14 protein-coding genes are annotated in these 14,196 nt (G+C 62.3%); 7 read left to right on the top strand and 7 right to left on the bottom strand.

Annotated features, from left to right (window positions below; all coding sequences use genetic code 11):
• Positions 1 to 8: 8 nt before the first annotated feature.
• On the bottom strand, positions 9 to 1,841 hold the full coding sequence (locus AC1DLT_RS14005; RefSeq protein WP_477487115.1) for an aminopeptidase P family protein: 1,833 nt from the start codon (positions 1,839 to 1,841) through the stop codon (positions 9 to 11).
• 256 nt (positions 1,842 to 2,097) lie between these two features.
• On the opposite strand from AC1DLT_RS14005, the gene AC1DLT_RS14000 reads away from it, so the two are divergent.
• Positions 2,098 to 2,271 carry a hypothetical protein gene (locus AC1DLT_RS14000; protein ID WP_038549294.1) on the top strand — a complete coding sequence of 58 codons (174 nt, stop codon included), beginning with the start codon at positions 2,098 to 2,100 and terminating at the stop codon, positions 2,269 to 2,271.
• 209 nt (positions 2,272 to 2,480) lie between these two features.
• Here the strand turns inward: AC1DLT_RS14000 and AC1DLT_RS13995 are convergent, their stop codons facing one another.
• The 3 genes from AC1DLT_RS13995 to AC1DLT_RS13985 form a co-directional block, all read right to left on the bottom strand.
• Positions 2,481 to 3,359, bottom strand: a complete 879-nt coding sequence (locus AC1DLT_RS13995) for a 50S ribosomal protein L11 methyltransferase (protein WP_477487114.1) — start codon at positions 3,357 to 3,359, stop codon at positions 2,481 to 2,483.
• Between the two features lie 76 nt (positions 3,360 to 3,435).
• Complete coding sequence (locus AC1DLT_RS13990) at positions 3,436 to 4,035, bottom strand: SCO family protein (protein WP_477487113.1); 600 nt, start codon at positions 4,033 to 4,035, stop codon at positions 3,436 to 3,438.
• 120 nt (positions 4,036 to 4,155) lie between these two features.
• The gene (locus AC1DLT_RS13985; RefSeq protein WP_477487112.1) at positions 4,156 to 4,311 is read right to left on the bottom strand and encodes a hypothetical protein; all 156 of its coding nucleotides are present in this window, start codon (positions 4,309 to 4,311) and stop codon (positions 4,156 to 4,158) included.
• 275 nt (positions 4,312 to 4,586) lie between these two features.
• Between AC1DLT_RS13985 and AC1DLT_RS13980 the strand changes: the two genes are divergently transcribed.
• From AC1DLT_RS13980 to AC1DLT_RS13960, 5 genes are all read left to right on the top strand, one after another.
• The gene (locus AC1DLT_RS13980; protein WP_477487111.1) at positions 4,587 to 6,551 is read left to right on the top strand and encodes a methyl-accepting chemotaxis protein; all 1,965 of its coding nucleotides are present in this window, start codon (positions 4,587 to 4,589) and stop codon (positions 6,549 to 6,551) included.
• A 1-nt stretch (position 6,552) separates the two neighbouring features.
• Positions 6,553 to 7,020 carry a chemotaxis protein CheW gene (locus tag AC1DLT_RS13975; protein WP_007770391.1) on the top strand — a complete coding sequence of 156 codons (468 nt, stop codon included), beginning with the start codon at positions 6,553 to 6,555 and terminating at the stop codon, positions 7,018 to 7,020.
• 206 nt (positions 7,021 to 7,226) lie between these two features.
• Positions 7,227 to 7,550, top strand: coding sequence for a hypothetical protein (locus tag AC1DLT_RS13970; protein WP_477487110.1), 324 nt, complete (start codon positions 7,227 to 7,229; stop codon positions 7,548 to 7,550).
• A gap of 223 nt (positions 7,551 to 7,773) precedes the next feature.
• Positions 7,774 to 8,103, top strand: a complete 330-nt coding sequence (locus AC1DLT_RS13965; RefSeq protein ID WP_247039264.1) for a hypothetical protein — start codon at positions 7,774 to 7,776, stop codon at positions 8,101 to 8,103.
• Positions 8,104 to 8,252: 149 nt separating this feature from the next.
• Positions 8,253 to 9,911, top strand: a complete 1,659-nt coding sequence (locus AC1DLT_RS13960; RefSeq protein ID WP_477487109.1) for an FAD-binding dehydrogenase — start codon at positions 8,253 to 8,255, stop codon at positions 9,909 to 9,911.
• A gap of 23 nt (positions 9,912 to 9,934) precedes the next feature.
• Here the strand turns inward: AC1DLT_RS13960 and AC1DLT_RS13955 are convergent, their stop codons facing one another.
• Positions 9,935 to 10,444 carry a CreA family protein gene (locus tag AC1DLT_RS13955; RefSeq protein WP_477487108.1) on the bottom strand — a complete coding sequence of 170 codons (510 nt, stop codon included), beginning with the start codon at positions 10,442 to 10,444 and terminating at the stop codon, positions 9,935 to 9,937.
• Positions 10,445 to 10,523: 79 nt separating this feature from the next.
• A complete protein-coding gene (locus AC1DLT_RS13950) occupies positions 10,524 to 11,114 on the bottom strand; it encodes a 3'-5' exonuclease (protein ID WP_247037080.1) in 591 nt (196 codons plus the stop codon).
• Between the two features lie 286 nt (positions 11,115 to 11,400).
• Here AC1DLT_RS13950 and AC1DLT_RS13945 point away from each other — a divergent pair, with 286 nt between their 5' ends.
• Complete coding sequence (locus AC1DLT_RS13945; RefSeq protein WP_477483005.1) at positions 11,401 to 11,934, top strand: GNAT family N-acetyltransferase; 534 nt, start codon at positions 11,401 to 11,403, stop codon at positions 11,932 to 11,934.
• Between the two features lie 23 nt (positions 11,935 to 11,957).
• On the opposite strand, the gene ligA is transcribed toward AC1DLT_RS13945, so the two are convergent.
• Complete coding sequence (gene ligA / locus AC1DLT_RS13940) at positions 11,958 to 14,114, bottom strand: NAD-dependent DNA ligase LigA (protein ID WP_477487107.1); 2,157 nt, start codon at positions 14,112 to 14,114, stop codon at positions 11,958 to 11,960.
• Positions 14,115 to 14,196: the final 82 nt, after the last annotated feature.

Raw genomic sequence — 14,196 nt, 5'->3', positions numbered from 1 at the left:
CGCCTGCTTCAGGAAAGCGGCTCCGTCGCCTTCACCAGCCAGGTCTTGACCGCATCGTCCCCGATCAGCGGCAGCAGCTTTTCGCGCACAGCGGCGTGGTAGCCGTTCAGCCAGCCGAGCTCCTCGGCGGTCATCAGCTCAGGCAGCACGAGGCGGCGGTCGATCGGGCACCAGGTCAGCGTCTCGAAGGCGAGCATCGGCTGGTCACCGCCGTCGATATCCTCGGCCGCCTTCACATAGATCAGGTTTTCGATGCGAATGCCGAACGAACCGGGACGATAATAACCGGGCTCGTTGGAGAGGATCATGCCGGGCAGCAGTTCCTGGGTCGCCAGCCGCGAGATCCGCTGCGGTCCCTCATGCACAGAGAGATACGAACCGACACCGTGGCCGGTGCCATGTGCATAGTCGGCGCCGGCCTTCCAGAGCGCGATGCGGGCGAGCGGATCGAGATCGCAGCCGCGGGTGCCCTTCGGAAACCGCGCCGTGCTGATGCCGATCATGCCCTTCAGCACCAGCGTAAAGAAACGCTTGTGCTCTTCAGGCACCGCGCCGACCGCGACCGTGCGGGTGATGTCGGTCGTGCCGTTGACATATTGCGCGCCCGAATCGACCAGGAAAAGCTCGCCCGCTTCAAGCTTGCGGTTTGTCTCGGTCGTCACCCGGTAGTGGATGACCGCGCCGTGTTCGCCGGCGCCGGAGATCGTATCGAAGGAAATGTCCTTCAGCGGGTTCTGCATGTTTTGGCCCACGCGGGCGCGGGTCGCCTCCAGCGCCTTGACCGCGTCGATCTCGGTGATCGTGGCGGGCGCCTGGGCGTCGAGCCAGCAGAGATATTCGACCATCGCCGCGCCATCCTGCAGATGCGCTTTGGCCGAGCCGTCGAGCTCCTCGCGGTTCTTGCAGGCGCGCGGCAGTTTTGCCGGATCGGAAGCCTCGACCACCTCGCCGCCGGCGGCCGTGATCGCTTTGGTGAGCGCCAGCGGCGTCAGCTCGGGATCGATCAGGATCTTTGCGCCGTCCGCCGAAAAGGCCGCTAGCCGCGCCAGGAATTCCGAAGGCGGGCGCTGCACGCAAATCTGCGCCAGGTAGGCGGCCTGTTCGATGCCGGTCTTGAGCGGGTCGAGAAAAATCTCGGCCTTGCCCTCGGCCGGAATGATGGCGCGCGACAGCGGATAGGGTGTATGCGGCACGTCATCGCCGCGGATGTTGAAGATCCAGGCGACCGAGGTCGGATCGGCGATGACGACAGCGGCAGCGCCCTTCTCCTTCACCTGGCTCGCAATCGCCGCAATCTTCTCGCTCGCCAGGGTGCCGGCATGCTCCTGTTTCTGGATCGAGACGGCGCCGAGCGGCTCGGCGGGACGATCGGTCCAGATGGCGTCGAGCGGATTGGCGTCGAGCAGCACCAGCGAACCGCCGATCTCGGCAAGCGCCTTTTCCAGCCGCCGCACTTCCGCGCCCGCATGCAGCCACGGATCGATACCGAGCCGGAAACCTTTTGCGCCGTGGCGCGGCAGCCAGACATGCGGCGGTTCGTTGACGAGATCGCCAGCGGCGAACATCGAGCCGTCCACCTGTTCGGCAAGCTGGGTGACGTAACGTCCATCGACGAAAACGATAGCCTCACGTTGCGTGATGAGCGCCATGCCGGCCGATCCGGTGAAGCCGGTGAGCCATGACAGGCGTTCGGCGGAGGCCGGCACGTATTCGCCCTGGTATTCGTCGGCGCGGGGAATAAGAAAACCGTCGATGCCGAGATCGGCGAATTTCGCCCGGAGCGCGCTGACGCGATCGCGGCCGAACTGCGGGGCGGACTTCACTTCGAAGGACTGGAACATGGGCTTGAGTTTCCGGGCTGCTTGATTCCGAGAGGTTGCGATCATGTTAGCCGATCTTCGCCAGACATTGCCAGCCGAGCCGGAAATGATCGGCGATTGTGCATCTGCTCAATGCGTTTGGCGCCGACATAGCCTTCATATGCAGCAAACGCATACCACCAATGAGAGAATCTCTCTCACTGTGCGGTGCAGCAATCGCTATATTCACTTCATCGAACGGGCGCCGAACAAGGTCCGTATCAAGAGGATCGCTTCCATGGCCAATTCTTTCTTCCGCAATGCCTTCAACCGCATGGTCGAAGCTCGCGAGCGTCAGGTTGCCCGTTACGTCAACGGCGCCCTGCTGGGCCTCGACGACGAAACGCTGAAAGGCCTCGGCACCAGCCGCGAAGAACTGCGCCGCAAGGGTGCACAGAACTACGTATTCTAAGCTACGTATTCTGACATTCGGCCGGCGCGGGCTCTCCTCCCTCACCCGCCCCGGCTTTCAGGATACGAGGCCCGCTCGAGCATCTCCCTCCTCAGGCTCGCGGGTAGATCAGTCTCAGAACTGATCGCAAGGCGGCACCACCGGTGCCGCCTTTTTGCTGTTTGCCCGAGAAGCTATGTGCAGAATTCAATGCTGCACACGCATACGAATCAATCGTGGCGCAGGTGGATCGTTACCCAGCCATTGCGCCAGATGGTACGGACGTGAGCGAGGTGGACGCCGTTATAGGCGGCCAGCACCTTCCAGCGCTGTGTGGCCAAGATGCCGGAGAGGATCACCGAACCGCCGGGCGCCAGATGGGCCGCCAGCTGCGGCGCCATCTTCATCAACGGCCGTGCCAGAATGTTGGCGATGATCAGGTCGAATGGCCCTTCCCGATCGAATTGAGGCGAATGAAATCCCGGCGCCGTCTCCAGGCGGATGCCGGTAGCGATGCCGTTGCGGCGGACATTTTCCCGGGCCACCCGAACAGCGACTGGGTCTATGTCGGTCGCGAGCACCGGGATATTGGCCAGCTTGCGCACCGCTATCGCCAGCACGCCGCTTCCGGTTCCGAGGTCGAGCGCGTTGCGGACGGTCCTTGCGCGCATCACGTCCTCGATCACTTCGAGGCAGCCGGCGGTGGTGCCGTGATGGCCGGTGCCGAAGGCCTGGCCCGCATCGATCTCGATGGCGATATCGTTGACCTTCACCTTGTCGCGGTCATGTGAGCCGTGGACGATGAACCGCCCTGCCCTCACCGGCTTCAGCCCCTCCAGCGACTTGGCGATCCAGTCGATGTCCGGGATGACTTCCCTTTGGATTTCGAGAGCGGGAAAGGCCTGGGCGAGGCCTTCGGCGACGCGCTCGCGCACCATCTCCTCGTCATCCGCCAGCATGTAGACGGAGGCTTCCCAGATGTCCTTTTTCTCGTCCACCTCGGTGGTGGCGATGGCGAAATCCTCTTCGCCGAAAACCTCCGACAGGATATCGAGAATCTCGGCCGCACCTTTTTCGGTGGACGTGACGTAAAGGCGGATTTCGCTCAAGGAAACGGTCTCTCAGCTATTGATCGGTGGCGGAGAGGATTGCCACAGAAGCCCTGTCGGCTTCAACGTCAAACGGTCAGCCCTTGATCAGATTCTCAAGCTTCTTGACCGCGACGTCGGGGTTTTCGCCATAGGCAATGGTGCCGGCGAAGCGCCCGCCGTTGTCGAGAAGGAACACCGAGGCCGTATGGTCCATGGTGTAGTCGCCGTTCGGATCCTTCTCGTCGACCGGCACTTTCTTGAAATAGACCTTGAAACCCTTGGCCATCTCCTGGACCTTGGCCGGCGGACCGGAAATCCCTTTCACCCGGTCGGTGACGTTCGACACATACTGGCCGAGCAGTTCCGGACTGTCGCGCTCCGGATCGATGCTGACGAAATAGCCGTTGAGCTTGGTGCCATCCGGGTCGACCTTGTGCAGCCAGCCGTTCAGCTCGAACAGCGTCGTGGGGCACACTTCCGGGCAATGGGTGAAGCCGAAGAACAGCGCCGTCGGCTTGTCCTGGAAGGCCTTTTCGGTGATCGGCTGGCCGTTCTGGGCAACGAGCTGGAACGGCACGCCGAACGGACCTTCCGCAAGTTGCCGTTTCGAGCCGGTCACTTCCATCGTCAGCCAGACAAGCACGCCGGCAAGCGCCACGACGGCAACCCAGAGGATGGTGCGAAAGCTTTTCATCGGTATCTCTTCAGCTCAGACCTAATGACGGATCGATAGACCCCGGGCGGCAGCGAAGCAATTCAAGAAGCCGTTTTCGAGAGATATCGCGCTGATCTGTCTCACCGAACCGGCAGCCGGTCAGAAACACCAGGAAAGGCCGGTTTCACCGAGCGTCAACAGAATGGAAGAGCCGAACCGGAGCCAGCCGTAAAAGGCGACACCGCCGAACCCGAGCAAGAGCAGGCTTATGGCGGCAATCAGCGGCAGGCGATAAGTCTCGATCGTACTGTCCATAACGCTCAATCTACCACCCTTTCCGGCCGTTCAGAAGGCCGGCAACCTTCGAACAAGTTTAGGGTAAGATTAATACCTGTCTGAGATCTTATAAAGGCGAACGTGGTTTACGATTCGTAGCGGCGAATGGGAGTGAGGATGCAGCACGCATCACACTAGGGGCCGCTATGTCGACCGCGAAAAGACATGATGTCGCCGACACCGGCTCGCCCTCAGTTTCCATCTCTATCTGCAGTCTGCCGGACCTGATCCGGCGTGGGAGGAATTTCAACAGCATGACGGCAAAACCCCTTCGCAAGACGCTGTCGGTCAATCACCGGCTCTGGACGCTGGCAGGCTCCGCCTTTGTCGGCATCGGCGCGATGCTGCTCGTCGGCTGGTACGAAAGCCGACAGCTCGACGAAGCGCTGCAACGCGCGACCGATATCCAGGAGCATGTGGATGCGGTCGACGGCATGCGCATCGCCAACCTGGAACTCGTTCTGGCAGCGATGGACACGATCGTCGACCGCGACGACAAACGGGTCGAGCCGAGCCGGCTGAAGGCGATGGCGGACTCCTCCGACAAGTTGAAAAGCTCTGCCGGTAATCTGAAGAAACTCGCGGCTGAAATCGGCAATCCAGGCCTCGTCTCGAATTTCGAGATGGACCTCGCAGCTCTTTCGACGGCGATCCAGGTCGATCTCAGAAAAATGGTCGAAACCGGCGCGCCCAAAGAGGCCTATGACAAGATCGACGACGCCATCGACGGTGCCGGCGAACGGGTTGGCGTAATGCTCGATACGGCTGCCGTCGCGGGCGAGAAACTGGTGCGCAACCGCGTCCAGGAGGCGAATACGCTTTCCTCGACCTCGCTCTATGTGCAGCTCGGCTGCGGGCTGATCGCGTTGGTCGCCATGGCAATCCTGCAGAGCATTCACGGCGGCGCGATCCGGCGCGGCATCGACGGCGTCCGTTCGAGCATGCAGCGGATCATTGGCGGAGACTACAACACGCCCGTGCCCGGCATAGATCTCGGCGACGAGATCGGTGAAATGGCGCGCGCCACCGACGTCTTCAGGCTTGCAGCCGTCGAGCGCCAGAGCCTGGAGGTCAATCTGGAAGACGAACGCCGCCAGAACGAGACCCGGCGGCAGACGAGCGAGTCCGAACAGAAGGCAGAAGCCGAAGCGCTCCACTTCGCAGTCGATTCGCTTGCAAGCGCCCTCAACCGTCTCTCGGAAGGCGATCTTGCGGCCGCCCTCGAGCGTCCCTTCCGGGGCGACCTCGAGCGCCTGCGCGCCGATTTCAACCGGGTCGTCGAACGCCTGCGCCACATCATGACCGAGGTCGCGAACAGTTCCAGTTCCATCGGCGCCAACGCCAACCAGATGCGCTCCGCTGCCGACGATCTCGCCAAGCGCACAGAGAAGCAGGCGGCCTCGCTTGAGGAGACATCCGCAGCCCTCGAAGAAATCACCTCGACCGTGCGCAACGCCACCAGCCGCGCCGAAGAGGCGACCCAGATGGTGAGCCACGCCAAGGACTATACGGAACAGTCCACTAGCGTGGTCCGCGATGCCACGGCCGCCATGGGGCGGATCGAGGACGCGACGGCCGAGATCGGCAAGATCATCAACGTCGTCGACGAGATTGCCTTCCAGACCAACCTGCTGGCGCTCAACGCCGGCGTCGAGGCGGCCCGCGCGGGCGAGGCCGGTAAGGGCTTTGCCGTCGTCGCCCAGGAAGTGCGCGAACTCGCCGGACGCGCTGCCGGCGCGGCCAAGGATATCAAGGCGCTGGTCACCCGTTCGAACCACGAGGTCAAGACAGGCGTCGATCTGGTGAAGGCGACCGGCGAAGCGCTGACGCGGATCGGCGACGACGTGCTGAAAATCAACGACCACGTTCACGCGATCTTCACCTCTGCACGCGAACAATCGACCGGACTGACGGAAATCAATATCGCGATCGGCCAGATGGACCAAGCAACGCAACAGAACGCCGCAATGGTGGAGCAGAGCACCGCTGCCAGCCATTCGCTGGCAAGCGATGCCGAAAACCTCAACCAGCTGATCAGCCATTTCCAGATCCGCGGAGGCAATGGCCCGCGCGCCGTCGAGGCTGCGAGCGCTTCCACGCCACCCAAACCATCGCCCGCACTCAACTTGATGAACAAGCTCGCGGGAGCCTTCAGCAATAGCCCCACCTCCGCCAAGCCGAAGGCCGTGGGATCCTCAGACAAATGGGAAGAGTTCTGACATGAGCAATGCCATCAAGCAGTCCGGCGCCTACCTCGAAATCGTCTCCTTCCATCTCGGAGACCAGGAATTCTGCATCGACATCATGGCGATCCGCGAAATCCGCGGCTGGGCACCGGTGACCCCGATGCCGCACACCCCGTCCTACGTGCTCGGCCTCATCAACCTGCGTGGCGCGGTGATCCCGGTCATCGACATGGCCTGCCGCCTCGGCATGAAGATGACCGAACCGTCGGAACGTTCCGCAATCATCGTCACCGACATCGCCGGCAAGCTGGTCGGCCTGCTGGTCGAGCAGGTATCCGACATGATGACCATCCGTGGCGAAGACCTGCAGCCGGCCCCGGAAATCATTCCGGAAGCCCAGCGCGCCTTCTGCCGCGGCATCGTCGCGCTTGAAAAGACGATGGTCTGCTTCCTGAACCTCGACACCGTCATCGCCGACGAACTGGCGCGCGAAGCCGCGTAATTTCGCGGGCCGCTAAAAAGTCCGAAACTATGTCCGGATCTTCCGTCACACGCAAATGTGACGGAATATTAACGTATTGTAATCATTGCCTATTTGTAACAATTTTAAACGGAACCGGGGAACCGGGTCGACGTTCTCCCGTCGCTAAACGCCCAACCGACGCCTCAAACGCCCCTCGGCTGGTTTACCCAGATAGGAGAACGACCATGAACAAGGCTTTTGCTCTCGCAGTCCTGATGTCCGCAGCCACGGTGGGAACCGCCTATGCCCGCGATATGGGCATGACGGCCAAGCCCGCCGGCGACGTCGCCATCGTCTATACCGATCCCGAAATCGACAACAGCGCCAAACGGCTCGACGTGCCTGAGAGCATCATCCATCCAAGCCCGGCAATGGTGCAGAAGGCACAGGCCGAGGTGAAGGCCGACCGCGCGCTGCGAGCCGATCTTCTGAAGCAGAACGTCGAACTCAACAACGTCGTGGCGATCGACACCGCCGCCGATGGCAGCCGGACCGTCTACGTCCGCTGATTCGCTGTTGATGAAACGGGGGCCGGTGTCTTTTCTCCGGACCCCGTTTCGGCGAAAGCCATTTACAATCGCCTCTACGCGGGTGATGGAACCTTAAATCATTGCTGCATAGAGATGATTTCAGAAAAGCCCGGAACAATCTCCGGGCGTTTCCGGTTCCGTCCATATCTTGGTGCCGAAGAGACACGTGTTCGGCGCCTAAGAACCGAGAAAGGAACATGTTATGAAGAAGGTTATTGCTCTCGCAACCCTTATATCCGCTTCCTCAATCGGGGGCGTTTACGCCCAGGACCTTGCCCCGACCACGCCGGCCCCCTCCCCGTCGGACGTGACGGTGGTCTATATCACCGAAGCTACGGATAGCGAATCGTCGAACGACAAGATCCCGCCGACGCTGACGACCCCCAACCCGCAGGCAGCGGAGGCCGCCCAGGCGCAGATCCAAACGGATTCCAACCTGATGGCGGCTCTCGAAGAGAAGAATGTCCAGTTGCAGCATGTGGCGGGCATCGAAACGGCGGCCAACGGCGGCAAGATCGTCTACGTCCGCTAATCGGCCATTCAAGGACTGAAGAACAGGCTCGCTTTGCGGGCCTGTTTTTTGTGCCGCCACGCCTGAATTGACTCCTGCCACACCGCATGACTGTATTCGCGGTAAGGATGCAGCATGGTTTGTATCTCCACGCTTTGGGAGGAGCGCGCTTGAGCGACAGAGTTGACGCCATCGTGGTGGGCGCGGGCCTTTCGGGCCTCGTCGCCGCGACCGAACTTGCAAATGCCGGCCGCTCCGTCGTCATCCTCGACCAGGAACCGGAACAGAACCTCGGCGGCCAGGCCTTCTGGTCGCTCGGCGGATTGTTCCTCGTCGATTCCCCCGAGCAGCGCCGGATGGGCATCCGCGATTCGCTCGATCTCGCCTGGCAGGATTGGCTGGGCACCGCCGGTTTCGACCGCGAGGAGGATCATTGGCCACGCCTCTGGGCGGAAGCCTATGTAGCCTTCGCCGCCGGCGAGAAACGCTCCTGGCTCAGGCAGATGGGCCATCGCATCTTTCCGATCGTCGGCTGGGCGGAACGCGGCGGCGGCTCGGCGACCTCGCACGGCAATTCCGTGCCTCGGTTCCACACTACCTGGGGCACCGGCCCCGGTGTCGTCGAACCGTTCGAGCGGCGGGCGCGCGAGGCGGAGAAAAGCGGCAGGATCCGCTTTCTCTGGCGGCACCGCGTCGACAATCTGGTCAGGACCGGCAGTGCCGTGACAGGGGTTGCAGGTACGGTCCTTGCGGCGAGCACGGCGCTGCGTGGCGAGGAAACCTCCAGGACATCGGCCGGTGACTTCGAACTCAATGCGCCGATCGTCATCGTCGCTTCGGGCGGCATCGGCGGCAATCAGGACCTCATACGGCAGATGTGGCCGGCAAGGCTCGGGCGACCCCCGGCTTTCATGGTCTCGGGCGTGCCCAAACACGTGGACGGGCGGATGATCGGCATTACCCGGTCCGCCGGCGGGCAGGTGATCAACCGCGACCGCATGTGGCACTATACCGAGGGCCTGCGGAACTGGAACCCGGTCTGGCAAAACCATGGCATCCGCATCTTGCCCGGCCCTTCCTCGCTATGGTTCGACGCGACGGGCAAGCGACTGCCTGCCCCTTTCTATCCCGGCTACGATACGCTCGGCACGCTGCAGCACCTCATGGCGACCGGCTACGACTATAGCTGGTTCGTGCTGAACCAGAGCATCATCCGCAAGGAATTCGCGCTCTCCGGCTCCGAACAGAACCCGGACCTCACCGGTCGCGACTGGAAGCTGACGGCGAGACGGGCGATCGGCAGGAAGGCAACCGGGCCGGTCGAGGCCTTCAAGGAACAGGGCGAGGATTTCGTGGTCGCCGAGAGCCTTGGCGAACTGGTCGCGGGCATGAACCGGCTTGCCGGCAGCAACCTCCTGGACCTCGCCGCTATCGAACATGAAGTCCTTGCCCGTGACGGACAAGTGGCCAATCCCTTTGCCAAGGATGCGCAGATCATGGGCATTCACAACGCCCGCCGTTCGCTCGGTGAAAAGCTCGTGCGCACGGCAAAACCGCACCGCATTCTCGATCCGGCGCACGGACCGTTGATCGCGGTGAGGCTGAACATCCTGACCCGCAAGACGCTCGGGGGGATCGAGACGGACCTCTCGGCCCGCGTGCTCGGTGAGAATGGAGACGTGATCCCGGGGCTCTATGCGGTCGGCGAAGCCGCCGGCTTCGGCGGTGGCGGCATGCACGGCTATCGGGCGCTGGAGGGCACATTTCTCGGCGGCTGCCTGTTTTCCGGCCGCAATGCCGGCCGGGCGRCCGCGGCAGCCCTCGGCTGAGCCGGAGCCCGGGCCTGAAAAGATTACGGTTTTGGCTTGCCGTTCTTCCAGGCGACGTTCTGGTTATAGAGCGGCACGGTCGAGATCGCCATCTTGGCGGAACCGTCCACCACCTGCCGCGAGTGAGCGAGATAGATCAGCGTGTCGTTCGCCTTGTCGTAGATACGCTTGACGAGCAGGTTCTTCCAGATCAGGGAACGGCCCTGCCGGAACACTTCCTCGCCGCCCTTGCCGAGGTCGATCTCTCCGATCTCGATCGGACCGGTCTGGCGGCAGGCAATCGAATTGTTGGAGGGGTCTTCGAACCAGTTGCCGTTCTTAAGCCGGTCTATGATGCCGCGTTCGAAATAGGTGACGTGGCAGGTTACGCCCTTTATCTGCGGATCGGCGACCGCCTCGACGATGATGTCGTTGCCGGTCCAGTCGACGCCGACTTCGCCAACCACCTGGGCGGAAGCGGGGGCGGCAAGCGTCCCGAACGACAGGGCGACGGCGGATGCAAGGCAGGCAATTCGATTGATGGGTTGTTTCATGGGGGAACGGCTCCGGTAAACGATCCGTGATCTGAGATAAGGATTGCCGGACCGGAAACAAGCAGCTTCGCGAAAGTGCCTATTTCAGCCGGCAGGTGCAGGGCGCGTAACCGCCGGAAAACAGCCGCCCGACCTTCATGCCGATCGCAGCCGGAATGTCGCGGACATGCGGCACGGCAAGCGATTTGGCGATCGCGATTGTCGCCCGCGCGCAGACGGCCGCGTCTTCAGCTGCATTGTGATGCGCGAAGCGAAGGCCGAGATGCTGGGCAAGGACATTGAGCTTGTGCGAGCCGAGATGCGGCCAGACTTTCTGCGACATCTTCACGCTGCAGAGATAAGACAGGTCCGGATAACTCTGCCGGTAGGCGTCGAGACAGGCCCGCCAGACGCTGAAATCGAAGGCGGCATTGTGGGCAATCATCGTCGCGCCGCGAAAATCGTCGGCGAACTCGTCCATCACTTCCGGAAACTCGCCGGCATCCTCGACATGTTCCGGCCGGATGCCGTGGATGGCGACGTTGAAGGAGGAAAACCGCATGTCCTTCGGGCGGATCAGCCGTTCCTCCACCCGCACCACCTCGTCGCCCTCCAGCCAGGCAAGCCCGACCGAGCAGGCGCTGCCGCGTTGCTCGTTGGCGGTTTCGAAATCGATGGCGATGGTTTTCAAGGGCTGGTTCCGGATGCTTGTCGGAGAACTTCTACAGGTGGGAATTCGATTCGGCAAAGACGGCCAGCGCTTTCACCCCTCTTGACGATCCGGCGCTTGTCTGAGACGTTGCGCGCCATGACACGTTTCGCCACCCACATGCATCTTACCGTGACCATTCACCCCGCAGGGTGCGTGGCGGTCTTGGCGCGTTAACCGGTCATCCGTCCACCAACCCTGCCCGATATGGCAGGGTTCGGTGTTTCCGCTCTGCCTCGGCGAAGAACCAAGGAGAGCAAGCATGAAGATAGCCGAAGAGATCCAGGAGAAACCACCCCGACCGTCCAGGCTGAAGGGTCTTGAGATTCGTGCCTTGCGCGCGACGGACGCCGAGGCCGTCAACGCTTTGGCCAACATGCCCGGTTATCGCTACGGAACCCTGCGTCTGCCGCACACACGCCTGGAAGAGACCCGCAAATGGGTCGAGAGCCCGACGCCTGGAAGCATCGCGCTGGTGGCCACCTACGAGGGCCAGATCGTCGGCAACGGCGGCATCAACCGATTTCAGGGCCGTCGGAGCCACGCGGCTAGCCTCGGCATGGGCGTGCACGACGATTTTGTCGGACGCGGAGTGGGCCGCGCCTTGCTCGGCGAGACGGTACAGGTCGCAGACGACTGGCTGGACATCCGCCGGCTCGAACTGACCGTCTACACCGACAACGAGGCAGCCATCGCGCTCTACCGGAAATTCGGCTTCGAGATGGAAGGCCATTTCAAGCAATTCGCCTTCCGCGAAGGACGATATGTCGATGCCTATTCGATGGCGCGGCTCAGGGTGTGACCTTCATCACCGTATGAAGGCCTTCACGCAATAAAGGCGAGCCATTCGTCCTCGTCCATCACCTGGACGCCGAGTTCCCTCGCCTTGTCGAGCTTGGAGCCGGCGCCAGGACCCGCGACCACATAGTCGGTCTTCTTGGAGACCGACCCGGCCACCTTGGCGCCAAGGCTTTCCGCCCTCGCCTTGGCCTCGTCGCGGGTGAATTTTTCGAGCGAGCCGGTGAAGACCACCGTCTTGCCGGCGATCGGGCTGTTGGAGGCGACCGGCTGTTCGGCGGCCTGCGGCGTCACCTCTTCGCGAAGCCGGGTGATGACCTCGACATTGCGCGGCTCCTTGAAGAACTCGACGATGGCGCGCGCCATCACCTCGCCGATGCCCTCGATATTGTTCAAATCGTCCCAGGCGTCGCCGGAAAGCTCGGCCGCATCGTCCATGGCCTTCGCAAACGCCTCGTAGGTGCCGTAGGCGCGCGCAAGCAGCTTGGCGGTGGTCTCGCCTACGTGCCGGATGCCGAGCGCGTAGATGAAGCGGTGAAGCGCGATCTCGCGCCGCTCGTCGATCGCATCGAACAGTTTCTTGACGCTGACTTTTCCGAAGCCCTCGATATTTTCGAGTTTGGTAAGCGTCGAGGCCTCCTGCCGCCGCTTCAGCGTGAAGATGTCGGGCGCAGTGCGGATCTTCAGCGCGTCGTCTTCCGCCTCGAAGAAGAAATCGATCTGCTTGGAGCCGAGGCCTTCGATATCGAAGGCGTTGCGCGACACGAAATGTTTGAGGTGCTCGGTCGCCTGCGCACGGCAAACGAAGCCGCCGGTGCAGCGGGTGACCGAATCGAGCTTGCCGGTCTTTTCGTTACGCTCGCGCACCGCATGACTGTCGCAGACGGGGCATTTCTTCGGGAATTCGTAGGGCACGGCTTCCGGAGGACGCTTCTCCATCACCACGTCGAGCACCTGCGGGATGACATCCCCTGCTCGCTGGACGATGACGGTGTCGCCGACGCGGATATCGTGATCCGGCTCGCGGATCGGTTCGCCGGAATTGCCGAGCCCCTTGATATAGTCTTCGTTGTGGAGCGTCGCATTGGTGACGACCACGCCGCCGACGGTGACCGGCGTCAGGCGCGCGACCGGCGTCAGCGCGCCGGTGCGGCCGACCTGGATGTCGATCCGCTCCACATGAGTAAAGGCCTGTTCCGCCGGGAATTTATGCGCCGTGGCCCAGCGCGGCGAACGCGAGCGAAAACCGAGCCGGGCCTGCAGGTCGAGCCTGTCCACCTTGTAGACGACACCATCGATCTCGTAGTCGAGATCCGGGCGCTTGAGGCCGATATCCTTGTAATGAGCGATGATATCCTCGACCGCGTGCAGGCGTTTCATCAGCGGGTTGACCGGAAAACCCCATTCCCTGAATTTCTCGACCATGCCCATCTGGGTATCGGCCGGCATTTCCGACATTTCGCCCCAGGCATAGGCGAAGAATTTCAGGTTGCGGCTTGCGGTCACCTTGGCGTCGAGCTGGCGCAGCGAGCCGGCGGCCGTATTGCGCGGGTTGACATAGGTCTGCTTGCCTTCCGCCGCCATCTTCTCGTTAAGCGCCAGGAAGTCGCTTTTCGTCATATAAACCTCGCCGCGCACCTCGACGACATCGGGCGCGCCCGCGGGCAGGCGATTGGGGATTTCCTTGATGGTCTTGATGTTCTCGGTGACGTTCTCGCCGGTCGTACCGTCGCCGCGGGTCGCGGCATTCACCAGCCGGCCGTTCTCGTAGCGGATCGACATGGAAAGCCCATCGATCTTCGGCTCGGCGGTAAACGCGATCGAGCCGTCCGGCAGCTGGCCGAGGAAACGGTAGACGGAAGAGACGAAGTCGCGCACGTCATCGTCCGAGAAGGTGTTGTCGAGCGACAGCATCGGCCGCGAATGAGTGATCGCCGCAAACGTCGGCAACGGCGCCGCGCCGACTCGGATCGATGGGCTGTCGGCGCGGATAAGCTGCGGGAACCGCTTTTCGATCGCATCGTTCCGCCGTTTCAGCCCGTCGTAATCGGCATCCGAAATCTGAGGCGCGTCATGGCCGTGATAGAGCTCGTCATTGCGAGCAATCTCCGCCGCCAGATAGGCCAGTTCGGCTGCGGCCTGTTCTTCGGTCAGGTTTTCGACGGGCGTCTGTTCGGCGGGCATGCGGGTCTACTCCTCGGGTAGCGAGGAGTCGTTTTGTAGCGCAAATTTCCCCAAGGGGAAGAGGATCACCCATCGCAAGGCG

It is taken from the genome of Neorhizobium sp. 05N33 (assembly GCF_056397445.1).
This window is presented reverse-complemented; position numbering and strand designations above follow the sequence as displayed.

Bases quoted from the DNA above. Each gene is read 5' to 3' on its own strand.
- AC1DLT_RS14005 (WP_477487115.1), bottom strand. From the start codon at position 1,841: ATGTTCCAGTCCTTCGAAGTGAAGTCCGCCCCGCAGTTCGGCCGCGAT.
- AC1DLT_RS14000 (WP_038549294.1), top strand. From the start codon at position 2,098: ATGGCCAATTCTTTCTTCCGCAATGCCTTCAACCGCATGGTCGAAGCT.
- AC1DLT_RS13990 (WP_477487113.1), bottom strand. From the start codon at position 4,035: ATGAAAAGCTTTCGCACCATCCTCTGGGTTGCCGTCGTGGCGCTTGCC.
- AC1DLT_RS13985 (WP_477487112.1), bottom strand. From the start codon at position 4,311: ATGGACAGTACGATCGAGACTTATCGCCTGCCGCTGATTGCCGCCATA.
- AC1DLT_RS13980 (WP_477487111.1), top strand. From the start codon at position 4,587: ATGACGGCAAAACCCCTTCGCAAGACGCTGTCGGTCAATCACCGGCTC.
- AC1DLT_RS13975 (WP_007770391.1), top strand. From the start codon at position 6,553: ATGAGCAATGCCATCAAGCAGTCCGGCGCCTACCTCGAAATCGTCTCC.
- AC1DLT_RS13970 (WP_477487110.1), top strand. From the start codon at position 7,227: ATGAACAAGGCTTTTGCTCTCGCAGTCCTGATGTCCGCAGCCACGGTG.
- AC1DLT_RS13965 (WP_247039264.1), top strand. From the start codon at position 7,774: ATGAAGAAGGTTATTGCTCTCGCAACCCTTATATCCGCTTCCTCAATC.
- AC1DLT_RS13955 (WP_477487108.1), bottom strand. From the start codon at position 10,444: ATGAAACAACCCATCAATCGAATTGCCTGCCTTGCATCCGCCGTCGCC.
- ligA (WP_477487107.1), bottom strand. From the start codon at position 14,114: ATGCCCGCCGAACAGACGCCCGTCGAAAACCTGACCGAAGAACAGGCC.